This is a genomic window from Pseudomonas sp. NFACC43 (genome assembly GCF_900119645.1).
In the GTDB taxonomy this organism is placed as follows: Bacteria; Pseudomonadota; Gammaproteobacteria; order Pseudomonadales; family Pseudomonadaceae; genus Aquipseudomonas.
Map to the genome: position 1 here is coordinate 184,364 of NZ_FPKK01000004.1, position 25,456 is coordinate 209,819.

Genomic DNA, 25,456 nt, shown 5'->3' on the forward strand with positions numbered 1-25,456 from the left:
CTATCGCTCCCAGGCCATGGCGCGAGGCACCGTGTCCAAGCCCGCCAGTGTCTTGACCCACGCCAGCAACTCGCGGCTGTCGGCGGGCTTGAGCAGGACCGCATCGAAGACCAGATCCGGCGGATAGCCCTGCGGCCTGCGCGCAGGCACCGCCGAGTAGAGCATCACTGGCAGACCGCGCCAATGCTCACGTACCCGTTGCAGCAGTTCCCAGCCATCCATGCCAGGCATCATCTGGTCGCTGATCAACAGATCGACCGGCTGCTGCGCCAGGCAGGCCAAGGCGTCCTCGCCGTTGGCCGCGATGCTCACGTCGAAACCGTAGCCGGCCAGCAGGTCATACAGCCATTCGCTGTTCTGCTCGATATCGTCCACCAGCAGGACCTGCTTGCCCTGGCCATCCAGCGGCGCGGCATTGTTATCGACGATGCCGTTTTCAAGCTCGTCTTCCTGGGCGCATTTCAACTGCAAACGAAAGCTGAAGCGGCTGCCGCCCTGCCCCGTGGCCTGGGGTTGCAAACGGCTGCCCATGCGCTCCAGCAGTTGGGTGACGATGGACAGGCCCAGCCCGCTGCCTTCGAAGCGTTGCGCATTGCGGCCGCGGCGAAACGGTTGCAGCAGCTGTTCGAATTCCTGTGGATCGATGCCGATACCGCTGTCGATCACGCTGAACGTCAGCTCGACAGTCTCCGGGCCGGCTCCTGGACAAGCATTCACTTCAAAGCGGATCTGGCCGTCACGGGTGAATTTCGCCGCGTTCGCCAGCAGGTTCATGAGGATCTGCCGGAGGCGTTTGAAATCGGCCTCCACCAGCGCCGGCAGGTCATCCGCCAGGACGGCTTCAAAGGTATTGCCCTGCCGCGCGGCGAGGAAGGCCGCCTCATCGGCGACCTCCCTGAGGAACCCGTACAGATAGCCGGGCGCGAGAGTCAGTTGCATCTGCTCCAGCTCGCCGCGGGAGAACTCGAGCATCTCGTCGATCAGCTCCAGTTGCTGGCGGGCATTGCGCTCGATGCTGGCCGGGTATTCCCGGTTGGGCCCGCCGTGCAACAGCCGTGCGTAGTCGATGATGCGCACCAGCGGCGAACGCAGGTCGTGGCTGATGCGGGCCATCAACGCACTGCGGGCCGCCAGGGATTCGCGCAACTGGGCAGTGCGTAGCGCCACGGTGCTTTCCAGGCGCTCATGCTCGGCCTGGCGCTGTTGTTCGAGGCTCGACAGCGCATGCTTCTCCCGGTGACGGCTGCGGCTGACTTCCATGATCAGCGTGCACACCAGCAACGCCACGCCCGGCAGAGTCGAGGACAGGCTGTTCTTGCTTTGCGGCGATTGCCAGGGCAACTGTTCCTGGGGGAAGAAATACCGCATCAGCAATTGCGAAAACAGCAGTGCCGGAACCAGCCACGCCATCCAGCTGTAGCTGAGCCGCCTGCGCCAGGCCATGAACAACGTGGCCAGGAGCACGCCGTAGAAACTCAACAGGGAGGCCTGGATCATCTGCGCCCCCTGGATCGGATCGACCTTCAGCCACCAGACCCGGCCAAGGGCACATCCCAGCAGCGGTACCCAATAACTCCAGCCAATGAAGGCGGGCAGCCGGGCCACCTGCAGCAGCACGCGCATGTAGGCGAGGAACAGCACGAAGGAGATCACGCTGGCGCAGGTCAGCAGTTCCCGCGTCCAGCCCAGCGCCGAGGGCCAGTAGACGAGGTAGCCGTTCAAGATACAGGTCAGCAGGATATAGCTCAGGACCGCGCCCGCATTCACGCTCAGCAACCGGGAACGCAGGATCCAGCCCACGATGAGGCCGAACGGGACCACCAGCAGGACGATGCCCAGGGTGAGGCCGTCGCTCAGGTACGTCTGCTGCTGACTGCGCAGCAATGCCGGTTCGGACCATAGCTGCGGCTCCAGCAGCATCTGGAAGTGGCTGGTGACCCGGATCAACAACGTGGTGCCCTGCCCTGCCGCCAGCGACACCGCAAACGCCGGCTGACGCGCCGCTGGTTGGGGCCATTCGGCCAACGGATGGGCACTGCCGGCATGGGCTTCGCGCCAGCGCCCCTCTGAAGGCTGGTAGACACGGATGTCTTCCAGGCGCGGCGCTCCGATCACCAACAGGCGCGAACAGGCCGTATCGTTCGGATTGGTCAGTTGCACTTTGAGCCAGAACGCCGAGCGGCTATAGCCTTGCGCCGGCCAATCCGGAGTCGCGATGCTGAATCGCGTTTCGGGCAACCGGGCAATTTCATCCACGCTCAACCTGGCCTGCTCGTCCTCGAAAACCTGCATCAAGGGCATCAGGTCCAGGCGTTCACCCTGGCAGAAGCCCATGGGTGCCGCACGCAAACGGTCGGCGCACAACAACGCCAGCGCCAGCAGCACAAACCGTAGAAGCCGCATCAGGTGCGCCCGGCCGACTCTGTATCAGCGATGCCCAGGGTCTGCTGGCGAAACTGGCTGGGGGTCATGCCGATTCGCTGGCGGAAGGCCGTGGTGAAGTTGCAGGCATTGCGAAACCCCACCAGTTCGGCGACGTCTTGCACACTCATGGCGCTTTCGCCGAGCAACTCCTGGCCGCGACGCAGCCGCGCATCGCGAATATAGGCGAACACGGTCAGGCCCAGATGCTCGCGAAAAATCCGTGAAAGGCGTTTCTCATGGGTGCCGACCTTGTGCGCCAGTTGCACCAGGGAAGGGATGTCGTCGAGGTGATTTTCGATCAGCCGCATCGCCGCGCGCAGGACGATCTCGTCACCCTCGGGCTCCGGCTCCGCCGGGCTGTGCTGGTTGGTCGGCGGTGCGCGCCAGGTCAATTGCAGGTGGATCCTGATACGCGCCAGCACTTCCTCGGGGGCGCAGGATTTGGGAATGTAATCGACCCCGCCGACGGTCAGCCCCTCCAGGCGCTCGACGGTGCTGTTGGCCGAAGACAGGAAAAGAATGGGGGTCTGGCGGGTCGCCGGTGCCTCGCGCAACAGCCTGCACAGGCTGAAACCATCCATCTGCGGCATGTGCACATCCAGCACGATCAGGTCCGGACGCAACGCCAAGGCTCGCTGGTAGCCCTGGTGGGCGTCGCTGGCCAGGGATATGCGCCAGGGTTGCGCCTTGAGCAGGACGAGGGTTGCCCGGAGGTCCTCGGGCTCATCGTCGATAAGCAGGATATGCGGCAGCGGCCCGGATGACACAGCCGCATCCCCAGCCGCCCGCCTTTCATATCGTCCGTCGTCCATACGCTGCGTTCTCTTATCGTGCCTTTGCCAGGCCTGTGCCGAAAAAGCAGAGGCATCGCAAAGGCAATCGATGGATCGGTAAAAATCGTTATACCGATAGCGGCAGGTCAGGTGAAGACTTGAAGGCGTAGCGCAGGGACGACATTGTTTCCTCAAGGTCGTTTGCATGAAAAAAGGCCTTGCCGGGCAAGACCTTTTTTATGCAAACGACATCCGTGGCGAACATCGGACAGGACATGGCGGGAGGCGTCGAAGATTTGTTGTCGAAACGCAGCCCAGCAATATAGCATCGAGCCATCATTCGAAAGGACGCCTGGACCATGCACGGATCGCTACACGACTCCACAACCCCAACCGCTCCGGCGGTCCCATCGTGAGCGCCCTGGACTCCAGCACCATCGGGCAGTTGAGCACGTTCCTGATCATCTCGCTGTCCTTGCTCGCCCTCCTTGGAATCGCAAAGGCCTTGAGCAAAGCCAATCGGAAAACAAATCCCGACTCTCAGGTTTTCCTCTACGGCACCCTTGCGGTTTCATTGCTGATCATCGTCTCGGCAACGCTGATCTGGGACAAGAGTAATCTTCCCGCATGGCTCCAAGGTATCGGCAGTATCTACGCGATCATTGTGGCGATACTCGTCTCCCGGCACGAAAGTAGAAACTCCGAAGCGCGAAGCCGACAGGAGAGAGCCGACGACCACAGACGCGAAGCCCAGCGGCTGATCGAGGAGAAAGTAGAGGCCACCCGAGCCATCTACCAGATGGTGCTTCGGGCGTTCATGTGTTTTAGCTACGTACGTGAAAACGCCTATGACAAAAGCCTGACGTGCAAGGATATCGGCCCCCGCAAGGGGAAGCCGGAGCTCAAGATCAATGCCGGAAAAAAATGGATTTCGCTCGGGTTCAAGGCATCCGACATCCGGGTACAGCTCCGACAGCTTGAAGCGTTCACGCAGCAATTGGAAAAGATATCGCCCTTCGATCACAGAGACGCTGTCCTGGCCTTGCTGACGTCTGAGTTCTGTGCCTCGATCAAGGTATTGTTTGCCGATCTAGCGACGGGCTGGAACATCAAAAGCACGCTTGCGCCCCCCGATGCCAATGCCGATACAACGATCAAGTATCCACCTTGCGAAAGAAACGCCACCTACACCGAAACCGAGAAGCTCATTGGGCTGAGCGAGTTTCTCGCCCACGGCATATTCCACCTGTATTTGGACGAGCCGGAATGCAATCGCATCGAGGAGGTTTTTCTCCAGTGGGAGAAACGGGCAGATGAGATTTTTGCCAGCGGCGGTTCCACCACAGCCTGATGCAGAGGCCAATGAGCTATAGGCTCAACATCCCCCGGAACCCTCTCGCCGCGTAATACGACTGGACACCGTTGTGGTAGATGAACACCCGCCCATAACGGCAGTCCCCGAATATCGCCCCACCCAGCGCACGTACTTCGGGGGGCGTCGCCAGCCAACTGGAGGTTTTCAAATCAAACGCCTCCAGCGCCTGGAGTTCGCGGTACTGCTCCTCGGTCAATAGCGCCACGCCCATCTCGGTCGCCATGTCCAGGGCATTGCCCTGGGGCTTGTTTTCCTTGCGCGCATCCAGGGCCGCGCGATCGTAGCAGAGGCTTCGACGGCCGGTGGGAGTCTCCCTGGCGCAGTCGCAGAAGGTCACGCGCCCGGTGTGCGGGTCGTGGCCAATGACGTCGGGCTCGCCTCCGGTGGCTTCCATGGCGTGGAGGGTTTTCAACGCGGCGCGGTTGCCTTCGAGACGGGCCAGGACGTCGGACCATTGAAGGCCAGGGTGGCGCTGGGGATTGCGTTCGAAGCGGGTCTTCAGGGTGTCGAGAAGGTCATTGTGTTCTTGTTTTTTCATGAGGCTAAAGTCCCAGGCTCTGTATGAGAAGCCTAGTGCGATGTTTGAGAAGCACCACACTAGAACAAGGCGCCACTGAACACCGGGGCATTATGGAACCGCGTATGGCCTGCCACTGCGTTCGTATACTGCTCGACCAGGTCGTATTCCCCCAGGTCCACCATTTCGATCGAATTGGGCACGGTGACCGACTTGGTCATGGGCTGGATGACCAGGCCCTTGACCACGGGTGGGCCCGGATTGATCAAGGCGTCGAGAATTTTCCTGACCATGGTGGTCTTGGCGAACACATCCGTGGTGGACGTGCTGGCCAGATTCCCGTTTGTGCCCAGCAGGCCGATCAGGCAGTAGAAAACCCAGCAGGGCGACATCTGCCAGCCGTACTGGGCTTCGTTCAGGGATGCATCCACGCTGCCTTTGCACTCGACGATGATGTACTCCTCAACCACGCCGCTGAGCAGATTGCGCTTGACCCAGATCTGGTCGATGCCGTTATTGCGCCCCGATGAAGCCTTGCCGATCTTCATCTGGTACTCATTGCCGAGCACGGTGATCAGAAGCTTGGCGGCGGCATATTCGCCGCGGGTTTCACTGGCGAAATGGATGGCTTTGGAGTTTTCCAGGTTCTGGAAGTGGTTCTGGATCCGGTCGCCTGACTTGCGGTCATGCACCGAGAACTTATGGGAAATGCCTCCGTAGGCTTGCAACCAGTTGTACACCTTCGCCTGTGCGGCAGGATCCATGCCCAGCAGGTTCCAATAGTTCAGCGCGGTCGGGTCGGGCACAGGCTGGAACAGCGCGGCCCGGCGCTCGATGACCTGCTGGGCGGCAAAGGTCGAGACGGGATTGGTCGTTCCGAATACCTGCTCGACATCGGGGTGGTAATAACTGCTCTTGGTGAATTGCTTGTCCCGTGCGACCGCTTCCTTGATCTTCACGGCGTCCAGGGTGTCCAGCAGGACCAGCTGATCGGCCCTGTGGGGGTTGTTGTAGTCCGACGTGAGGCCATGCCGGTTGGTGATCTGGTTCAGTACGTGCCGCCACTCCTGGCCCAGGCTGTCCACTTTCGTGATACCCAGGCTGCCGATGGGCGTGAACGGATAGCTGCCTGTCGTCAGGGTCAGGGGCTTGGAATCGAACTCGGTATCGGAAGTGAAGAACAAGGTGGTTTTCTTGCCATCGCGCTTTTCCTTGGGCGCCAACTCCATGATCTTCACGTTCAATGGCTCGGTCAGGCTCGTGTAGTCATTCAATTGATTCATCGGTATCCCTCCCCGTCATCCCGGCGCGAATAATTCACTCTAGGCGGCGGAATTCGGGACGTCCAGGGATCGGAAAACAGTCCTTCAGGGGTGCGGCATTGCCTTGGAGGACCTATGTTGACGCGTGTCCCTTTGACAGGCCGCCCGTCATGATCCAATGCAAACGCGCCTATGATGCCCCGGCTCCCGAGGACGGCAAACGCGTGCTGGTGGACCGCCTGTGGCCACGCAACTGCCGCAAGGATGAACTGCACCTCGATGAGTGGCTTGCGGACGTCGCGCCCACCCATCAATTGCGCAGGGCGTTCAAGGCTGGGGACCTTTCCTTTGCCCAGTTCAAGGCGGCGTATCGCCAGGAACTGAATGCCCGGCCGCAGCATTGGTGGGCGCTGGTGGACATCGCCCGCAGCGGCAATCTCACGCTGGTCCATGCCGCCAGGTCCACAGTGGAAAACAACGCCGTGGTGCTGGCCGAATGGCTGGAGGATGAGTTGGAGAAACGGGCAGAAATGAGCTCGCCGGCCTGTTATCTATTGGAGTTTCCCGGAGACTGAGACGCCCAGGCAGGGCGGCTGGGCTGGCGTCTTCGCGGGCGAGCCCGCTCCCACCGGGACGGATCCGGGAGAGTAGTTTTTTCAGCCCAGGAGATGCTTGGAGATCAACCTGGATATCTCAACGATGCCGGTCTTGCCGGTGAATTCGAATTTCACCTTGCCCAGGGATGAAAAGTAGATCTCAAGCTCCGAGTCCAGGTCGAAGGTGCCGGACGTTTCGATCGAGTAGGCGACGATGTTCTTGTAAGGCAGGGAAGTGAAGTCTTTCTTGCTGCCGGTAATGCCTTGCACGTTCACCGCGATGATGCGTTTGTTGGTGAACACCACGCCGTCGCGCATGGACTTGTAGGCGTCGATGACCTGTTCGCCTTCCAGCAGCAGGGCCGTGACGCGTTCGGCGTATTCGTCGTTCTGCTTGAGCTTGAAGAAGCCTTTGTTATTGAAGTCGATCATGGGTTCGATCCTTGTGGGGTTGGAAAGCGTTCCAGGCTTCCTGGGCCGGTGCTGGCTGGATTCTGCTTCAGTCGACATCCGGATCACAAGGACATGCGTTTTTTCTCCTAGACTTGCCGTTGTCCCGGCTGCGGAATGAGCCCGGGCCGTCCATGAACGCAGAGGGAACCTGGCAATGCTCAATGTTTTTTGGAAAACACTCGTCTTTGGCCTGGCTGTCGGTCTGTTGGGCACGGCCATGGCGGCTGACCCCATTGTGATCAAGTTTTCCCATGTGGTGGCCGAGCAGACGCCCAAGGGCCAGGGCGCGCTGATGTTCAAGAAACTGGTGGAAGAACGCTTGCCGGGCAGGGTGAAAGTCGAGGTGTACCCCAATTCCACGCTGTACGGCGATGACAAGGAAATGGAGGCGTTGCTCCTGGGGGAGGTGCAGATCATCGCCCGGTCCCTGGCCAAGTTCGAGCAGTACACCAAGTCGGTGCAGCTGTTCGACTTGCCATTCCTGTTTGACGACATCGCCGCCGTGGACCGTTTCCAGCAGAGCCCTGAAGGCCAGAAGCTGCTCAAGTCCATGGAAAAGAAGAACGTTACCGGCCTGGCCTATTGGCACAACGGCATGAAGCAGTTGTCGGCCAACAGGCCCCTGCGGGTGCCCGAGGATGCACGGGGACTGACGTTCCGGATACAGACCTCCGCCGTACTGGACGAACAGTTCAAGGCGGTAGGCGCCAAGGCCCAGCCGATGATTTTTTCGGTGGTGTACCAGGGGTTGCGTACCGGTCTGGTCAACGGCACGGAAAACACCTATTCGAACTTCTACAACCAGAAGCTCAATGAAGTGCAGAAGTACGTCACCGAGTCCAACCATGGCATCCTCGACTACATGTTGATCACCACTTCGGACTTCTGGAACGGCCTGCCGCCGGATATCCGCAGCGAACTGGACAGGATCGTGGTGGAGTCCACCGCTCATGCGAACAAGGAAGCGGAACGGTTCAACCAGCAGGACAGGCAGCAGGTCCTGGATGCCAAGACCACCGAGATCATCACCCTCACCCCACAGGAGCGCAGCGCCTGGCGTGACAGGATGAAGCCGGTGTGGACGAAGTTCGAAAAAGAGATCGGAGCGGACTTGATCAAGGCGGCCGAGGCGTCCAACACCACTCAGTGACGCGACCGGGCCACGACAGCGTCCTTGGGCGAGCCATCTGAAGAGAGGTTCCGCGCTCGGCGTGGGCAGGCCTCCCATGAGGCTTGGCGGCACCTGCCGCAAGCGGAACGCGGAGCATACCTGGCAGTGGTCCCACGCGGCGCGTGGGCACGGTGGAGTCCGCGACATTTGCGCCAGGCTGGCCTCTCCCCAGTTTTGAGGCCCATTGCGTTATGATCCCCGCCTCCACCCGAACCTGAGCTCTACCCGCGAATGCTGCCGTCCAGTCCCGACACGTCCCCTGCCCTGCCTCCTGTCCTGGTCGGCCCGCTGCTGCGGCGGTTGGAACCCACGCGGCTGGTGATGTGGCTGGTGGGAACACGTCCGTTGGCATTGACGCTGCGTGTGGATGGCCTGGGCGACCTTGCGCTGGATGCATCGCGCTGCACGGTGGTGCCGGTGGGACAGCAAGCGTTCGTGCACCTGATCGATGTGCGCCTCCAAGCCCCCCTGCCCCAGGACGTGGCGATCGAATACGACCTGCTGGTGGATGGATCGCCCATCGCCGAATGGGCGCCGCATCTGCTGTACGGCCAGGCGCAATGCCCGAGTTTCGTGCTGCATTCGCGCATCGGGCAGCTGGTCCATGGCTCGTGCCGCAAACCGCATCATTACGCCAACGACGGCTTGCTGTGTGTCGACCGACTGTTGGAGCAGGCCCCGGAACAGCGGCCGGCGCTGTTGATGATGAGCGGCGACCAGGTCTACGCCGATGACGTCGCCGGGCCGATGTTGCGGGCCATTCATGCGCTGATCGAGCGCCTGGGACTGTTCGAGGAATGCCTGGACGGCGCGGTGGTGGAAGACAGCGCCAAGCTCTATCGACACCCGGCCAGCTATTATCATCGCGCCGATCTGCTGCCGGCGCTGGAGAGCAACGAAACCCTGCGCGAGCGCTTCTTCGGCGGCGCGCGCAAGCCGATCTTCACCAGCAGCAGCGCCGATAATCACCTGGTGACGTTCGCCGAAGTCATGGCGATGTATCTGCTGGTCTGGTCACCGGTGCCATGGACCCTGGTCGACCCGCAGCCACCGGAGCTGACCGCCGAACGGCGCCAGCGCTACGACCTGGAACAGCAACGCATCGATGGCTTCAAGGCCGGACTGGGCGGTGTGGCACGGGTGTTCGCACACCTGTCGTGCCTGATGATCTTCGACGATCACGACATCACCGACGACTGGAACCTGTCCGCACAATGGGAGGAAACGGCCTACGGCCATCCGTTCTCCAAGCGCATCATCGGCAACGCGCTGATCGCCTACCTGCTCTGCCAGGGCTGGGGCAACAACCCGGACGCGTTCGAGGAGGTGATCCGGCACACCGTGGCCCTGGGCGAGACCGCCCGGGACCGCTACCTCGACAGCGAGCCCCAGGACAAACTGATCGACAGGCTGCTGGGTTTCCAGCAGTGGCATTACGTGCTGCCCAGCAGCCCGGCCCTGGTGGTCCTCGACACCCGCACCCGCCGCTGGCGCAGCGAGCGCAACCTCAGGCACCCCTCGGGCTTGCTGGATTGGGAGGCCCTGAGCGAACTGCAGCAGGAGTTGCTGGACCATCCCTCGGCCATCATCGTCTCGCCGGCACCGATCTTCGGGGTGAAGCTGATCGAAACCGTGCAGCGGGTGTTCAGCTGGTGCGGCTATCCGCTGCTGGTGGACGCCGAGAACTGGATGGCCCATCGCGGGGCGGCCCAGGTGATCCTGAATATTTTCCGACACTCACGCACACCCGGTAACTACGTGGTGCTGTCGGGGGATGTGCATTATTCCTTCGTCTATGAAGTGCTGATTCCGCACCGCAAGGGCGGCCCGCGGATCTGGCAGGTCACCAGCAGCGGCATCAAGAATGAATTTCCGCCGAGGCTGCTGGAATGGTTCGACCGCCTGAACCGCTGGCTCTACTCGCCTCGCTCGCCCCTGAACTGGTTCACCCAGCGCCGACGCATGCGCATCATTCCCCACACCCCGGAACATGCCGAGGCCGGGGAGCGCTTGTGGAACTCGGCGGGGATTGGCCAGGTGTTCTTCAACGAACAGGGGCAACCGGCCCGGATCTACCAGCACAACGCCAACGGCGCACCGCCGACGCGGATGCTGACACCACAATCGCCTCCGGACTGAGGCTGGAAAGCGTCGCCTCCCGGTCCGCGTCGGCATCGGTGCCGTCGACAAATCCGCTTTCGCGGGCAAGACCGCGCCCACAGGTTGGGTGATGAGCACAGCTCGGGACCGGATGGAAACGAGGCCATGAAAAAAACGGGGGGCCATGTTTGCATGGCCCCCCGTTTTCATCCACTGCCGGCAATCAAGGGTATTGCTGGTAAGTCTGCCCCTGCTGTTGCGGAGCCTGGTACTGCTGGCCAGGGATCGCCTTGAGGTTCACCTCGACGCGACGGTTCTGGGCACGGCCGTTGACGTCGGCGTTGCTGGCGACCGGGTTGTCCGGGCCGGCGCCACGAGCACTCAGGTTGGCACTGCTCACCCCTTGGGAAGTGAGGTAGGTGGCGACGCTTTGCGCACGACGCTGGGACAGGTCCATGTTGTGCTGGCGGCTACCGGTGCTGTCGGTATAGCCCACGATCTCGATCTGGTTCTGGTTGAACTCCTTGAGGGAGTTGGCCAGGTTATTCAGCGGCTGGTAGAAGCTGGGCGCGATGTTGGCCGAATCGGTGGCGAAGGTGATGTTGCCCGGCATGATCAACTTGATCTGGTCACCCTGGCGCTGCACTTCCACGCCGGTATTGGCCATGCTGGCCCGCAGTTTCTTTTCCTGCTGGTCGGCGTAGTACCCGTAGCCGGCGGCGGAAGCACCCACGACTGCGGCGCCGATCAGCGCCCCTTTGCCACGGTTATCGTGACCGATGGCTGCACCGGCCAAGGCACCGGCCAGGGCGCCGAGGCCGCCGTACTTGGCCGTCTTGCTCATCCCTGAGGACTCAGTGGAAGCCTGGCCCTGGTTGTCATAAGGATTAGGCGACGCGCAGCCGGACAACAGGGCCACGGCGGTAGCGACAACGATCAAGCGACGCGAGGTGAACATGGGGACAAGCTCCTGGTTTTTCAGTCTGATGTGCCAGGGCATGGGCAATCGACTCTGGCTGGCGTTGGAACGCGGCAAAGGTTGAAAATTCCGTGCAGTGGCGAAGGTTTACCAAGAACTTACAAATCGAAACGGCCCCCCTTCAAGCCTTGGCCACGCGACGGCGATGGCAATCGCCCGCCTCGAGTTTCCTGCCATCGAGCGAACGAACCTCGAGCAACGCCACCGGCTCGTCCCGCTCATTGTCCAGCAGCACCGAGTACGTTTCCCCGGCCTTGAACAAATGTCGCTCACCCCACTGGCGCAGGGAAACCACGATGGGGAATACCTCGCGCCCCTTTTGCGTCAGTACATATTCCTTGTAGGCGCTGCCATCGGAGGCAGGCCTCGTCTCCAGCACCCCCACCTCCACCAGCGCCTTGAGGCGCGAAGCGAGGATGTTCTTCGCCAGCCCGAGGTTCTTCTGGAATTCACTGAACCTGCGCACGTCGTCGAATGCGTCGCGAACGATCAGCAGCGACCAGCGATCCCCAATGACCTCCAGCGCCCGGGCCACCGGACACTCATGGCTGCCTGACCCTGTCTGCTGCGTCATCTGAATCACTCCCGCCGGAAAAACTGGTTGCAGATTAAAACCTGAACAGTTAGAAATCAAACAAGTGGTTTCAAATCAAAACCTGAATCTGCCAAGGAAGCACCATGACGTCACATGATTCCACCTTCCCCCAGTCGGACCGGACAACCGCTCCCGGGCTCACCCGGGGGCTGACGCTGCTGTTCTCCCTGGCCTGCGCCCTGGCCGTGGCGAATGTCTACTTCGTCCAGCCGTTGCTCGACTCCATCACCCAGGACCTGCGGATCGCCCCTGGCTTGGCCGGCACCGTGGTGACCGCTACCCAGGCCGGCTACGCCGTGGGCCTGGTGTTCATCGTTGCCTTGGGGGACCGGGTCAACCGCAAGCACTTGATGGTCTGCCAGACGCTGCTATCGGCCGTGGCGCTCGCTGTCGCCGGCTGCGCCAGGCAATGGCCGGTGCTGTTGGGTGCGATGGTCATGGTGGGGATGCTGGCGGTGCTGGTCCAGGTCATCGTCGCCTATGTCGCCGCCCTTGCCTCGCCGCAACAGCGCGGCCGGGCCGTGGGGTCGGTCACCAGCGGCGTGGTGGTGGGCATTCTGCTGGCCCGTCTGGTGTCGGGGGGCATTGCCGACCTGGCGGGATGGCGCACGGCGTATTTCGTTTCGGCGGGACTGATGCTGACCCTGTGCGTCGTGCTCGCCAGGGCGGTCCCGGCGATCAGCACACCCAGGCCCGACATGTCCTATGTGAGGTTGATCGGCTCGTTGTTCGCACTGTTCGTCACGGAACGCACCCTGCGGACCCGGGGCCTGCTGGCCTTGTTGATCTTCGCCGCATTCAGTGTGTTATGGACCGCGATGGTGTTGCCTCTCAGCGCCGCGCCGCTGTCGTTGTCCCATACCCAGATCGGCCTGTTCGGCCTGGCCGGCGTGGCCGGTGCCCTGGCCGCCTCGAACGCCGGACGCTGGGCCGACCGGGGACTGAGCCGACGCACCACGGGCATTGCCCTGGCCTTGCTGACGCTGTCGTGGCTGCCCACGGCCTTCCTCCAGGTGTCATGGCTGGCATTGATTGCCGGGGTGATCATGCTGGATTTCGCCGTTCAGGCCGTGCACGTGACCAACCAGAGCCTCATCTTCGCCGCCCGCCCCGATGCACAGAGTCGCCTGGTGGGCGCGTACATGTGCTTCTACTCCCTCGGCAGCGCAGTGGGCGCCAGCGCCGCGACCCAGGTCTATGCCCGGTGGGGCTGGGGCGCGGTCTGCCTGTTGGGCGCGCTGATCAGTGCGGCGGCCCTCGCCTGGTGGGCCTGGACTGACCTCAGGCCTGCGCGAGCACCCGGCTCACGCCCCTGACGATCATTTCCACTTCCCGCTCGTCGACCGTCAACGGCGGCAGCAGGCGGATGACCTTGCCCCGGGTGACGTTGATCAGCAGGCCGTGGTCCCGGGCGGCGCAGAGGGCCAGGTCGCGGACCGGCTGCTTGAGTTCGATGCCGATCATCAGGCCCCGACCGCGAATCGCCAGCACGTTCGGGTTGTCCGCCAGTTCCGCCCGCAACCGGGTCAGCAACCGATCGCCCTGGACGCCGGCATTGTCCACCAGGCCTTGCTCTTCGATGATATCCAGCACCGTGCAACCAACCCGACAGGCCAGGGGGTTGCCACCAAAGGTACTGCCATGGCTGCCGGGGGTGAACAGTTCGGCCGCCTTGCCCCGGGCCAGGCAGGCTCCGATGGGCACTCCATTGCCCAGGCCCTTGGCGAGGGTCATGACGTCCGGCACGATGCCCTCGTGCTGGAACGCGAACCACTGGCCGGTACGGCCGATGCCCGTCTGGATCTCATCGAGCATCAACAACCAGGCCCGGCGGCTGCACAACTGCCGCAACGCCTTGAGGTAGCCCGGCGGCGCGAGCTGCACACCGCTTTCGCCCTGGATCGGCTCCACCAGTATCGCGACGATGCGTTCGCCGTGGGCTTGCTGGAGTGTTTCCAGGGCCTGTAGATCACCGAACGGCACCTTGATGAAATCCCCCGGCAAGCGGTTGAAACCCAACCGTACCGCCGGCCCATCGCTGGCGGACAGCGTGCCTAGCGTGCGCCCATGGAAAGCGTTCTCCATGACCACCACCAGCGGCTGCTCGATGCCTTTGTGCCAGCCATACAGGCGCGCCAGTTTCAACGCGGTTTCGTTGGCCTCGGCCCCCGAGTTGTTGAAAAACACCCGCTCCAGGCCGGAGAGCTGCGTGAGCCTGAGCGCCAGCCGCTGCTGCCAGTCGATGCTGTACAGGTTGGAGGTGTGCAGCAGCAGGCCGGCCTGCTCGCTGATGGCAGCCACCAGCCGGGGATGGGAGTGCCCGACATTGGTCACCGCCACGCCGGCCACGGCGTCGAGGTACTCGCGACCGTCCTGGTCCCACAGGCGCGTACCCAACCCGTGGGAAAAATTCAGCGCCAGGGGTTGGTAGGTGCTCATCAGGCAGTCGGCAGTCATGACATCGGGCTCCATCAGGGTGATTTTTTCCAGTATGGTTAGCCACCCTCGATGGATAAATGCCGCTTTACTTCATTCATTTAAAAGCAGGAATTGATAATGGACCTGTTCCAGGCCATGAACGTCTACGTCAAGGTGGTGGAGGCCGGCAGCCTGACCGCCGCGGCCCAGGCGTGCGAGATGTCCACTACCATGGTGGGCAATCACCTTCGCGCACTGGAGCAACGTCTCGGTGTGCGGCTGATCAATCGTACGACCCGTCGCCAGCGACTGACCGAATTCGGCTCGACCTACTATCAGCGTTGCCTGGAAGTGCTGGGGCTGGTGGCCGATTCCGAGCGCCTGGCCGAGCAGACCCAAGGCGAGCCCACCGGCACCCTGCGCATCACGGCGCCGCTGACCTTCGGCACCGAACGCCTCGCCCCGGCGCTGGCGCAGTTCAGCCAGCGCTGCCCCCAGGTCAAGCTGGACGTGGTACTGACCAACCAGCGCCTGGACCTGCTCGACCATGGCTTCGACGTCGCCATTCGCCTGGGCCTGCCGGATCCCAAGCTGATCGCCCGACCGTTGATGGACTACACCCTGACCATCTGCGCCTCCAGGGCCTACCTGGCACGCCGTGGCACCCCGCGACAACCGGCCGACCTGCAACAGCACGACTGCCTGTCCTTCGCCTACTCCGCCGGGGACGAGTGGCGCTTCGCCCAGGACCACTGGCCCATCAACGGTCCGGAGGGGGAAATCAAGGTGCCGGTCAACGGACCGATGCTGATCAACAGCTCCTCGGGCCTGCACCGCGCCGCCCTGGCCGGCATGGGCGTGGTGATGCTGCCCGATGCGCTGGTGGAACAGGACTTGAAGGACGGACATCTGGTGGCTCTGCTGCAGGACTACCAACTGCCCCATCGGCCGATGAACCTGATTTACGCCCAGGACCGCTACCGCTTGCCCAAGCTGCGCAGTTTCGTGGAGTTTGCGTTGGAGAAATGGGCAAGATCTGCTGACGAGACGAAAAGTAGCCTTTAAAGGCTACTATTGAAGAAGTAGCCTTTAAAGGCTACGTTACGGCATCCCATGACAGGATTAAGTGCAATGAAGCTAGAGGCGGTCTTGACCGGCGACCTGATCCACTCGCAAAGCGCAGGGGATACGCTCGCCTACATCTCTGGCTTGAAAGCCGTGCTCAAGCAATTGGAAAAACGCTACAAGGCAAAAGCGGAAACCTTTCGCGGCGACGGTTTCCAGCTTTCGCTGGATCGGCCCGAACAGGCTCTTCACTGCGCCATTGCTCTGCGGGCAGCCCTGGTTGCAGCCAGCCCCGAAGGAGAGCGCTGGGATGCGCGGATCGCCGTAGGCATCGGTTCCGCGCAGCAATCGCAGACCTACCGCGAAGCCTTCGTCTTGTCCGGCCAAGGACTCGACAATATGAAGAAAAACACCCTGGCGATATTCAGCAACCATCAGGCATTCCAGGAACGTACAGAACTGCTGACAGAGTTCGTCGCCGCCATCCTTGAGCAGTGGACGGCTGTCGAAGCTCAAACCTATGCCATTCACCTGATCGAAGCCACCGACCAACAGAGCATTGCCGACGCCCTGGGTAAATCCCGCATCACCGTCAACAAAGCGTTGCAACGTGCCCAGGCACGTTTGCTGGATAAATACCTGGCGTATATCAGCCGGCTGATCGGAGAGCTGTCCGATGGTTGATGCATCGGCCTTGCTGGTCATCCTGTTGTTGGTACACGTACTACTGGGTTTCTGGATACCGCGCTACAGCAGCTTCCAACCGCCCCACCGCTTTAGCCAAAAGGTCATCATCAACCTGTTGATTGCAGGCCTCTATTTCGTCGCGTTTACCTTGGTGATGATCCTGTTGCGCGATGATGACGCCTTCGCCTGGAAGGCCGGGCTGCTCATGGCGATTGCCAGATTCCTGACCCTTATCCTGACTCCGAATTCACCCAAATCACCGACCCTGGCTTTGCTGTCCAGGGAAGCCGTCCTGATAATCAGCCTGGTTGCGGTCTGGCTGGTTTGCGAGAACAACATTGCCAAGCTCCAGGTTTCCCTGGCCAAGCTGCTCACCCTGCCAGTGCTTGCTGTCGGACTTGCCTATGTCACCATGCTGCGTCCCGCTTCCGCCTTGATAAGCACGATACTCAGCCCGTGGATCAAGGAGATCGACAAAAGCGGCTCCCTGGCAAACGCCGGGACATTGATCGGTTATCTGGAACGGCTGCTGATTCTGACGTTTGTATTGCTCGAACAATGGGAGGCGGTCGGTTTCCTCCTGACGGCGAAAAGCATTCTGCGCTTCAATGAAATCCAGAACGCCAAGGTTCGTTCCCTGAGTGAGTACGTATTGCTGGGAACCCTGCTGAGCTTCAGCCTGAGCATCGCAGTGGGACTGCTCGTGACGTACATCCTGAAAACGCATTGAACATTTGTAGCCTTCTGAGGCTACTTTGGGCGATGTAGCCTCAGAAGGCTACATTGCAAAAGTTTGCAGCATTGAGGCAAGTGCAACGGTCATAGATTGACCCTTGCAACCCGAGGCTCCGCCCTTGCCGACTGCTTTTCCCTCTCGCTCATGCCTTTACCTGGGCTGCGCCGGCTGGTCGCTGCCCCGGGAGCAATGGCCAGAATTCCCCGAGGACGGTACGCATTTGCAGCGCTACAGCGCCCGCTTCCCGGCCGTGGAGATCAACAGTTCGTTCTACCGGCCGCACCGCCCCGCCACCTATGCCAAATGGGCGGACAGTGTCGCGGCGCACTTCCGGTTCTCGGTCAAGGTGCCCAAACAGATCACCCATGAACGGCGACTGCACGATTGCGAAGGGCTGCTGGATGAGTTTCTCGGGCAGTGTTCGCAGTTGGGAGAAAAGCTGGGCTGCCTGTTGATCCAGCTACCACCGTCCCTGGCATTCGAAGCTTCGGTGGCCCGCGCGTTCTTCACTGCCCTGCGCGACCGTTACCAGGGCTTGGCGGTGCTCGAACCCCGGCACCCGAGCTGGCTCGCGGCGCATGTCAGCACGCTGCTGTATGAGCAATGCATCGGCCGCGTCGCCGCCGACCCATCGCCTTTGCCCGATTGCGATCGGCCCGGTGGCTGGCCTGGCGTCCGCTATTACCGGCTGCATGGCTCGCCGCGAATCTATTACTCCGGTTATGAACAGACCTGGCTGGAGCAGCTTGCCCGGCAATTGAAGCACGAGCCCGACACACCGACCTGGTGCATTTTCGACAACACCGCCGCCGGCGCCGCGGTGCCCGATGCATTGCGACTGCAAGCGCTCATGGAGTGTTGAACTCCACCCGGGGTAACAAAAAACGACCTGCCGCCGGTTCAACCGTGACAACATCGCCCGCCTCCAATAGATTAGGCGGCCGAAAAAAGCCGTATGCCTTTCTCGCCTCATCCCGCTAACAGAAGTAGTGAAATTTCAATGTCCGATTCCAACACCGCTGAATCCGTAGTCACCCTGTCGTCCAAAGCGGAATACGAAAACTCCATCAATCTTTCACAGCATCTGCCCCAGGCCAAAAGCATCAGCGAGATGGTGCTGGACGCCTTCCAGTCGAATCGCGAAAGCGACCAGATCCGCGAACTGCGCAGCGCCATCCGCCAGGCTCACGATGCATTCGACGATGACAAGGCCTATGAACTGATGGGTCAGCTCAAGCAGCTCAAGGACGCCGAAGCCGCCGATTTCGCCGCCCTGGAAGACTTGAGCAGTCGCTTCCCCATCAGCCGCATCCTTTCCAGCTACAAGGACGATCCGGCCTTCCAGGAACTGGTCTACGGCCTGGCCCTGAAGGTGCTGAACCAGACTCACCAGGCCATCAGCAATCCGGGTGGCGGCAAAGGCAAGGCCTCGCGGGCCAAGAAGGAAGCGGAAGTGTTCGTCATCAGCAAGGACGGCATCAGCGTCACCCTGCCCTTGCGCACCCCACGCTCCAAGCCGAACGTCGACCGCGAAGCCTACGAGTTCCTGGGCTTCAGCTTCGTCGGCGAGGGCGACGACGCCGAGCTGGAAAACGAAACCTTCCTGGACAGCGACGGCACCGAACAACCGGCCACCCGCAAGAGCATCGTCACTGCCCTGCAGCAGCAAAAGGCATTCGACGGCTACAGCATCACCCAGCAATAAATCTCACTGTGGGAGCGAGCTTGCTCGCGATGAGGCCGTCACCTTCAACACTCATGAAAGCTGAGCCACCGCTATCGCGAGCGGCTCGCGCCCACAGGAACATCGACCGCCCGCAACGCCCATGAAAAAAGCCCCGCGCTTCTCTCGAAGGCGGGGCTTTTCGTATAGCGCCTGAAGCTTAAGGTGCGTAAGTGAGCAGCAGCTCGCTCGGCACTTTGAAGTCCAGGGACATCATGACGCTCAGGGCGGTGATGGTGAAGATCGAGAACACGAACAGCTTGCGTGCCCAGACCGTGTCATCCACCGCCTTGTAGCCGGTCCAGGCCATGTACAGCCAGTACATGCCCATGGCAGCGGCGACGGCGAGGTAGCTCATGCCGGCGTAGCCGCTGAAGGTCAGCATCAGGGTCGCCACCAGGAACGCCAGGATGTAGAGCAGGATATGCTTCTTGGCCACGCGGATGCCGCGCTTGACCGGCAGCACCGGAATCGACGCTGCCAGGTAGTCATTGAAGCGGAAGATCGCGATGGCATAGGAATGCGGCATCTGCCACAGGCTGAACATCACCAGCAGCGTCAGCGCAGCCATGTCGAAGCTGTTGCTGACCGCCACATAGCCGATCACCGGCGGCATCGCCCCCGACAGACTGCCCACCAGCGTGCCGTGCACCGACTTGCGCTTGAGGTACAGGCTGTAGAGGCCGACGTAGATGACGAAACCGATCACCGCGAACAGCGCCGCCAACGGGTTGGCCACCCAATACAGCAACGCCACCCCGGCCACGCCCAGCACCGTGGCGAACGCCTGGGCCAGTTGCACCGGGATCAGCCCCTGGACCAGGGCACGGTTCTTGGTGCGCTCCATCTTGATGTCGATGTCACGGTCGATGCAGTTGTTGAACACGCAACCGGACGCTACCACCAGGGAGGTGCCGATCATCGCCGCCAGGAAGATGGCCAGATCGACATGCCCCTTGGAGGCCAGGAAAAAACCGCCTGCCACAGAAAGCACGTTACCGAAAATGATCCCCGGCTTGGTGATTTGGATAAAGTGCTTCAGGGACATCCGGAATTTCCTCAGTGCGCCATCATGTTGGTGTGGATGCTGAACATGATCCACAACGACAGGCCAACCAGCAGGACGATCACCAGCGCGGCGAAGATGAACGCAATCACGTTGTTACGCTGGGCGGCGGAACGATCCAGATGGAGGAAGTACACCAGGTGCACCAGGACCTGGACCACGGCGAAGATCAGGATGATCCACAGGGTCAGGCTCTTGGGCAGCGACGGGTACATCACCAGGCCGAACGGGATGACGGTCAGGATCACCGACAGGATGAAACCGATGGCATAGGACTTGACGCTGCCGTGGCCGGCGTCGTGGCCATCATGGGAATGTGCGTTAGCCATTTACAGGGTCCCCATCAGATAAACAACGGTGAATACGCAGATCCACACCACGTCCAGGAAGTGCCAGAACAGGCTCAGGCAGCTCAGGCGGGTCTTGTTGGTGGCGGTCAGGCCATTCTTCTGGACCTGGTACATCATGATCGCCATCCAGATCAGACCGCTGGTCACGTGCAGGCCGTGGGTACCGACCAGGGTGAAGAACCCGGAGAGGAAGCCGCTGCGGCTAGGACCGAAGCCTTCGGAGATCAACACGTGGAACTCGTTGATCTCCATGCCGATAAAGCCCGCACCGAACAGGAAGGTCATGCCCAGCCAGCCCAGTACCTGGTTTTTCTTGCCCTTGTACAACGCCAGCATGGCGAAGCCGTAGGTAATCGAGCTGAACAGCAGCAGAGCGGTCTCGCCCAGTACGTAGGGCAGCTCGAAGATGTCGTGGCCCGACGGGCCACCGGCGACGTTGTTCACCAGCACCGCGTAGGCCGCGAAGATCGACGCGAACAGAATGCAGTCGGTCATCAGGTAGAGCCAGAAACCGAATACGGTCATCTCGCCCGAGTCATGGTGATGGTCATCATGCCCATGGTCATGACCATGGGCGTGTCCAACATTGGTCACTAAGTTCGACATGGTTTAAGCCTGTTCCAACGAGGTTTCAACACGGGTGGCGGTGGCTGGGACTTTCCCGGCCGCTACCAGACGTTTGTGCTGCTCGGCTTCGATGCGCTCGATGACATCCACCGGCACCATGTAGCCCTGATCGTCACGGGCGGCATGGATGGCGAAATACACCACGGTGCCGACCAGGCTGGCGATGGCCAGCCACCAGATGTGCCAGATCATCGCGAAACCGAACACGGTCAACAGGCCGCCCATGACCACGCCGGTGGCGGTGTTGTTCGGCATGTGGATCGGCGAGTACTTGGCCGGAACCTGGTACGCGGTACCGTTTTCCTTGGCTTCGGTGAACGGGTCGATGGTGTCGGCTTTCGGCAGCACGGCAAAGTTGTAGAACGGGGGTGGCGAAGAAGTCGACCACTCCAGGGTATGGGCATTCCACGGGTCGCCGTGTTCGCACATGTTTTCCGGCTTGTTGCGGTCACGCACGCTGACGTACAGCTGGATCAGCTGGCAGGCGATACCGACGGCGATCAACACCGCACCGAACATTGCGACGTACAGGTACGGCACCCACTCAGGGTTGGTGGTGGTGTTCAGGCGACGGGTCATGCCCATGAAGCCCAGTGCATAGAGCGGCATGAACGCGACGAAGAAGCCGGTGATCCAGAACCAGAACGCGCCCTTGCCCCAGCCTTCGTGCAGCTTGAAGCCGAACGCTTTCGGGAAGTAGAAGGCGAAGCCGGCGATGTAGCCGAACACCGCGCCGCCGATGATCACGTTGTGGAAGTGCGCGATCACGAACAGGCTGTTGTGCAGGACGAAGTCAGCACCCGGGATGGCCAGCAGTACGCCGGTCATGCCGCCGATGGCGAAGGTCACCATGAAGCCCAGGGTCCACATTACATGGCTGGTGAAACGCAGGCGGCCCTGATAGATGGTGAACAGCCAGTTGAACAGCTTCACCCCGGTCGGGATGGAGATCAGCATGGTCGCCAGGCCGAAGAAGGCGTTGACGCTGGCACCCGACCCCATGGTGAAGAAGTGGTGCAGCCAGACCATGAAGCCCAGTACCGAGATCGCGCCCGAAGCGTAGATCATCGAGTGGTGGCCGAACAGTTTCTTGCCGGAGAAGGTCGAGATGACTTCGGAGAAGATACCGAACGCCGGCAGGATCAGGATGTACACCTCAGGGTGACCCCAGGCCCAGAACAGGTTCACGTACATCATCGGATTTCCACCCAGTTCATTGGTGAAAATGTGGAAATCCATGTAACGGTCAAGCGTCAGCAGTGCCAGGGTAGCGGTCAGGATCGGGAAGGAAGCGACGATCAGGACGTTGGCCCAGGTGCAGGTCCAGGTGAAGATCGGCATGTCCATCAGCTTCATGCCTGGAGTACGCATCTTCAGCACGGTGGCCAGGAAGTTGACCCCCGTGAGCGTTGTCCCCAATCCGGATAGCTGTAGCGCCCAGATGTAGTAGTCCACCCCCACGCCCGGACTGTACTGCAGCCCCGACAACGGCGGATAGGCAACCCAACCGGTCTTGGCGAATTCGCCGACGCCCAGGGAAACGTTGATCAGCACAACGCCGGACACCAGCAGCCAGAAGCTCAGGGAGTTCAGGAACGGGAAGGCAACGTCGCGCGCGCCGATCTGCAGCGGCACGGCCAGGTTCATCAGGCCGGTGAAGAACGGCATCGCCATGAAGATGATCATGATCACACCGTGGGCGGTGAAGATCTGGTCATAGTGTTCAGGCGGCAGGTAGCCAGGCGAACCCTCGGTGGCCATGGCCAGCTGGGTACGCATCATGATGGCGTCGGCAAAGCCGCGCAGCAGCATGACCATGGCGACGATGATGTACATCACGCCGATTTTCTTGTGGTCGACCGAGGTCAGCCACTCGGTCCACAGGTAGGTCCACTTCTTGAAGTAAGTGATCCCGGCGAACAGCGCCAGACCACCGAGCGCGATGATGGCGAGGGTCACCATGACAATCGGCTCGTGGAATGGGATCGCTTCCCAACTTAATTTACCTAACATCGTTTACTCCTCTGCCCCGGCAGCTGAATGCGAACTCATGTCCATCCCTTCCATGTTGTGCGCCACTTCCTTCTCTTTCTTCTCGTGGTGCATTGGCTTGCCCGGGTTCATCCCTTCATATTTATCGATGATGGTCTGGAACAGGTTCGGCGTGACCGACGAGTAGAGTTCGACTGGGTTGTTCTGGCTCGGTTTGGAAAGGGCTTCGTATTCAGCTTTTTCAAGCTGTTTAGGTGCCTTCTTCACATCGTTGACCCAGGCGTCGAATTCTTCCTGGGTCGTGGCGATTGCTTTGAACTTCATGCCGGTGAAACCCGCGCCGCTGTAGTTGGCCGAGATACCTTCGAGTTCAGTGTTCTGGTTGGCGATCAGGTGCAGCTTGGTCTGCATGCCGGCCATCGCATAGATCTGGCCGCCCAGGCCCGGGATGAAGAACGAGTTCATCACGGTGTCGGAAGTGACCTTGAAGTTGATCGGCGTGTGGGCCGGGAAGACGATCTTGTTGACTGTGGCGATGCCCTGTTCCGGATAGATGAACAGCCACTTCCAGTCCATCGAAACCACTTCGATGGTGACCGGCTTGACGTCGGAATCCAGCGGACGATAAGGGTCCAGGGCATGGGTCGACTTGTAGGTGATGTAGCCCAGGGCAATGATGATCAGGACCGGAATGGTCCATACGGCCACTTCGATCTTGGTGGAGTGCGACCACTTCGGCGTGTACACGGCCTTGGTGTTGGAGGCGCGGTACTTCCAGGCGAACAGGAACGTCATGACGATGACCGGCACGACGACCAGCAACATCAGCAGCGTGGCGGTGATGATCAGGTTTCGTTCATCCAGGCCGACCTGGCCCTTGGGATCGAGCAGGGTCATGTTGCAGCCTCCCAGCAACAACGTGCCGAGCAGCGGCAACAAGCCTAGTAATCGGGGGTACCTGTTTTTACTCATCTCACGACCTCTAAAGCAGCTTGCGCAATGCAGTTGGGTTTTGATCGCCAACACTTCACCCTGCCAAGGGTTGGCATTTTCTTGGATTTGAATAAGGGCTGCCCGTCGAGCGTCAGACGCTGTTCGACACATCCTGGGTCAGCAGTGAGTTCTTATTCGAATTCGTCGGTAAAAGGCCTTGTTACAGCCCAATTCCATTTGGTGCGGGTAGTTGGAAGGCACCGACACCTGGGATCGCATGGGGCGCTGGCGCCCTTCGACCACCTCTCGCGCTCAAGCCTGAGCCGGGCCGGATATTCGGTGCGGGCGATTGTAGTGAGCTGAAGCGCTGTAGACCATGTCTCATCCCGAAATAATTTTTATCCGAACCGGCAACAATCTATGGCGGATTCTGCAACAGACACCCATGTTATCGAAAACAGTTCTCAACAAGAACCCCAAAAAACGTAGGTCTACTAAGCCCGATTTAGACAGGCCGCAAGGGGTTCACAGACTTTTCAGGCCACGCAAGCGCCCAGTTTTCGGGGCCTTTGCCCCATGGCGCGATATTGTTAAAAATGCCTGCCCTACACAGGGAAGCGATGGCGAAAGCAGGGCACTCGAGGCCTTTTTTTGTTACAGGACAAGGCGACTATTGGCGTCGTGGAAGACGTGTCAGAGGCAGGATGTGTGACAACGTGTCGCAGATTGTCGCAGAGCATTCTTGTCCGGGATCAAGGCCATCGCCGTGGACGACTGAAACGAAAAACGCCCCGGCTCTTCGGATGAAAAACCGGGGCGTTTGCGTCAGCCATTCAGCGAAGCGATTTGCGATTGCGCGACACCAGCAGCGGCACCAGCACCACGATCAGCACGAAGGCCACCAGGGCCCATTGCGCCAGGGACAAGCCCAGGATCGGCGGATAGGGCGTGGAGCAGAAACCGTCGACCTGGAACCCCAGCGGGAAGATCTTCGCCAGCGGCAGGTCGTCGACGATCGGCTGCAGCACATCGACTCCGCAGCTCACCGCCGGAAAGAACTGGGTATAGACGTGATGCCCCGCCACTCCCGCACCGGCCAGGGCGCAAAGCACCACGATGCCTTCAAGGATTGTCAGGCTGCGACGTGTGCGCATGGCCGCGCCGATGAAGGCGAAGATCGCGATCAGCAACAGCGCGTAGCGCTGCAGGATACACAGCGGGCACGGTGCTTCGCCGAGGGCCACCTGCATGTACAGCGCGCCGCCGATCAGCGCCAGGCAGATCAGGCCCAACAGCACCAGATAGCGCCGCTCGCGGCCCAACCGCATCATTTCCTCACTCATTGGGTTTCCCTTTGTCATACATGGATCGACGCACAGCCTTGCGAACTCGGCGCGCTGTCGGATGGCCGAAGTCTACACGCTGGCCATGACAGTGAACGAGCGGTTGTCGTCGACTTTCAAGGGAATAGACAGGAAGAACGTTAAGCGCCGATTAATTGCCTGGAAGCAGGCCTGCCGGTGGGCGTCGAGCTGATCGTCGTGATCGCAAGCAGGCTCGTCCCCACACGTTGGTTCGTGTTGTTCACGAAGTCGCGTCCAACACGAATCTTCC

The 25,456-nt window shown here is 60.9% G+C and carries 24 protein-coding genes; 10 read left to right on the top strand and 14 right to left on the bottom strand.

What is annotated here, in order from left to right:
- Both BT179_RS09500 and BT179_RS09505 read right to left on the bottom strand, forming a co-directional pair.
- Complete coding sequence (locus BT179_RS09500) at positions 1-2,403, bottom strand: hybrid sensor histidine kinase/response regulator (protein ID WP_083568878.1); 2,403 nt, start codon at positions 2,401-2,403, stop codon at positions 1-3.
- A complete protein-coding gene (locus tag BT179_RS09505) occupies positions 2,403-3,236 on the bottom strand; it encodes a response regulator transcription factor (RefSeq protein WP_207956456.1) in 834 nt (277 codons plus the stop codon). The genes BT179_RS09500 and BT179_RS09505 overlap by 1 nt, the downstream gene beginning before the upstream one ends.
- Positions 3,237-3,402: 166 nt before the next feature.
- On the opposite strand from BT179_RS09505, the gene BT179_RS09515 reads away from it, so the two are divergent.
- Entirely contained in the window at positions 3,403-4,548 is a 1,146-nt protein-coding gene (locus tag BT179_RS09515) for a hypothetical protein (protein WP_143148691.1), read from the top strand.
- Positions 4,549-4,564: 16 nt separating this feature from the next.
- Here BT179_RS09515 and BT179_RS09520 read toward each other — a convergent pair whose 3' ends face one another.
- Together BT179_RS09520 and BT179_RS09525 are read right to left on the bottom strand one after the other, a co-directional pair.
- Positions 4,565-5,110, bottom strand: a complete 546-nt coding sequence (locus BT179_RS09520; protein ID WP_072388222.1) for a DUF4256 domain-containing protein — start codon at positions 5,108-5,110, stop codon at positions 4,565-4,567.
- Positions 5,111-5,169: 59 nt separating this feature from the next.
- The gene (locus BT179_RS09525; RefSeq protein ID WP_072430795.1) at positions 5,170-6,372 is read right to left on the bottom strand and encodes a hypothetical protein; all 1,203 of its coding nucleotides are present in this window, start codon (positions 6,370-6,372) and stop codon (positions 5,170-5,172) included.
- Positions 6,373-6,521: 149 nt separating this feature from the next.
- Between BT179_RS09525 and BT179_RS09530 the strand changes: the two genes are divergently transcribed.
- Entirely contained in the window at positions 6,522-6,926 is a 405-nt protein-coding gene (locus BT179_RS09530; RefSeq protein ID WP_072430794.1) for a DUF488 domain-containing protein, read from the top strand.
- Positions 6,927-7,007: 81 nt separating this feature from the next.
- On the opposite strand, the gene BT179_RS09535 is transcribed toward BT179_RS09530, so the two are convergent.
- Positions 7,008-7,379, bottom strand: coding sequence for a PH domain-containing protein (locus tag BT179_RS09535; protein WP_072388228.1), 372 nt, complete (start codon positions 7,377-7,379; stop codon positions 7,008-7,010).
- A gap of 175 nt (positions 7,380-7,554) precedes the next feature.
- Here BT179_RS09535 and BT179_RS09540 point away from each other — a divergent pair, with 175 nt between their 5' ends.
- On the top strand, positions 7,555-8,550 hold the full coding sequence (locus tag BT179_RS09540; protein ID WP_072430793.1) for a TRAP transporter substrate-binding protein: 996 nt from the start codon (positions 7,555-7,557) through the stop codon (positions 8,548-8,550).
- A 252-nt stretch (positions 8,551-8,802) separates the two neighbouring features.
- On the top strand, positions 8,803-10,710 hold the full coding sequence (locus BT179_RS09545; RefSeq protein ID WP_072388232.1) for an alkaline phosphatase D family protein: 1,908 nt from the start codon (positions 8,803-8,805) through the stop codon (positions 10,708-10,710).
- Positions 10,711-10,894: 184 nt separating this feature from the next.
- Here BT179_RS09545 and BT179_RS09550 read toward each other — a convergent pair whose 3' ends face one another.
- Both BT179_RS09550 and BT179_RS09555 read right to left on the bottom strand, forming a co-directional pair.
- Entirely contained in the window at positions 10,895-11,629 is a 735-nt protein-coding gene (locus BT179_RS09550) for a YiaD family glycine zipper/OmpA-like lipoprotein (protein WP_072388234.1), read from the bottom strand.
- A 142-nt stretch (positions 11,630-11,771) separates the two neighbouring features.
- Complete coding sequence (locus tag BT179_RS09555) at positions 11,772-12,224, bottom strand: winged helix-turn-helix transcriptional regulator (protein WP_072388236.1); 453 nt, start codon at positions 12,222-12,224, stop codon at positions 11,772-11,774.
- Positions 12,225-12,328: 104 nt separating this feature from the next.
- Between BT179_RS09555 and BT179_RS09560 the strand changes: the two genes are divergently transcribed.
- Positions 12,329-13,561, top strand: coding sequence for an MFS transporter (locus BT179_RS09560; RefSeq protein WP_072430792.1), 1,233 nt, complete (start codon positions 12,329-12,331; stop codon positions 13,559-13,561).
- On the opposite strand, the gene BT179_RS09565 is transcribed toward BT179_RS09560, so the two are convergent.
- The gene (locus BT179_RS09565; protein WP_072388743.1) at positions 13,527-14,702 is read right to left on the bottom strand and encodes an aspartate aminotransferase family protein; all 1,176 of its coding nucleotides are present in this window, start codon (positions 14,700-14,702) and stop codon (positions 13,527-13,529) included. The two genes, BT179_RS09560 and BT179_RS09565, sit on opposite strands and share 35 nt — an antisense overlap.
- A gap of 99 nt (positions 14,703-14,801) precedes the next feature.
- Between BT179_RS09565 and BT179_RS09570 the strand changes: the two genes are divergently transcribed.
- From BT179_RS09570 to BT179_RS09590, 5 genes are all read left to right on the top strand, one after another.
- Positions 14,802-15,728, top strand: a complete 927-nt coding sequence (locus BT179_RS09570; protein ID WP_072388240.1) for a LysR family transcriptional regulator — start codon at positions 14,802-14,804, stop codon at positions 15,726-15,728.
- Positions 15,729-15,794: 66 nt separating this feature from the next.
- Complete coding sequence (locus BT179_RS09575; RefSeq protein ID WP_072388242.1) at positions 15,795-16,412, top strand: hypothetical protein; 618 nt, start codon at positions 15,795-15,797, stop codon at positions 16,410-16,412.
- Positions 16,413-16,422: 10 nt separating this feature from the next.
- On the top strand, positions 16,423-17,145 hold the full coding sequence (locus BT179_RS09580; RefSeq protein ID WP_143148692.1) for a hypothetical protein: 723 nt from the start codon (positions 16,423-16,425) through the stop codon (positions 17,143-17,145).
- Positions 17,146-17,269: 124 nt separating this feature from the next.
- The gene (locus tag BT179_RS09585; protein WP_072430851.1) at positions 17,270-18,013 is read left to right on the top strand and encodes a DUF72 domain-containing protein; all 744 of its coding nucleotides are present in this window, start codon (positions 17,270-17,272) and stop codon (positions 18,011-18,013) included.
- Positions 18,014-18,151: 138 nt separating this feature from the next.
- On the top strand, positions 18,152-18,856 hold the full coding sequence (locus BT179_RS09590; protein ID WP_072388246.1) for a hypothetical protein: 705 nt from the start codon (positions 18,152-18,154) through the stop codon (positions 18,854-18,856).
- A gap of 178 nt (positions 18,857-19,034) precedes the next feature.
- On the opposite strand, the gene cyoE is transcribed toward BT179_RS09590, so the two are convergent.
- The 6 genes from cyoE to BT179_RS09625 all read right to left on the bottom strand — a co-directional run bounded on the left by cyoE (position 19,035) and on the right by BT179_RS09625 (position 25,185).
- Positions 19,035-19,922 carry a heme o synthase gene (gene cyoE, locus BT179_RS09595; RefSeq protein WP_072430790.1) on the bottom strand — a complete coding sequence of 296 codons (888 nt, stop codon included), beginning with the start codon at positions 19,920-19,922 and terminating at the stop codon, positions 19,035-19,037.
- Positions 19,923-19,933: 11 nt separating this feature from the next.
- Positions 19,934-20,269: a cytochrome o ubiquinol oxidase subunit IV gene (gene cyoD, locus BT179_RS09600; protein ID WP_072388248.1), complete on the bottom strand. Its 336-nt coding sequence runs from the start codon at positions 20,267-20,269 to the stop codon at positions 19,934-19,936.
- Positions 20,270-20,896: a cytochrome o ubiquinol oxidase subunit III gene (locus tag BT179_RS09605; RefSeq protein WP_072388250.1), complete on the bottom strand. Its 627-nt coding sequence runs from the start codon at positions 20,894-20,896 to the stop codon at positions 20,270-20,272.
- Positions 20,897-20,899: 3 nt separating this feature from the next.
- Entirely contained in the window at positions 20,900-22,930 is a 2,031-nt protein-coding gene (cyoB, locus tag BT179_RS09610) for a cytochrome o ubiquinol oxidase subunit I (protein WP_072388252.1), read from the bottom strand.
- A 3-nt stretch (positions 22,931-22,933) separates the two neighbouring features.
- Positions 22,934-23,881, bottom strand: a complete 948-nt coding sequence (gene cyoA / locus BT179_RS09615) for a ubiquinol oxidase subunit II (RefSeq protein ID WP_072388254.1) — start codon at positions 23,879-23,881, stop codon at positions 22,934-22,936.
- 794 nt (positions 23,882-24,675) lie between these two features.
- Complete coding sequence (locus tag BT179_RS09625) at positions 24,676-25,185, bottom strand: disulfide bond formation protein B (protein ID WP_072430789.1); 510 nt, start codon at positions 25,183-25,185, stop codon at positions 24,676-24,678.
- Positions 25,186-25,456: the final 271 nt, after the last annotated feature.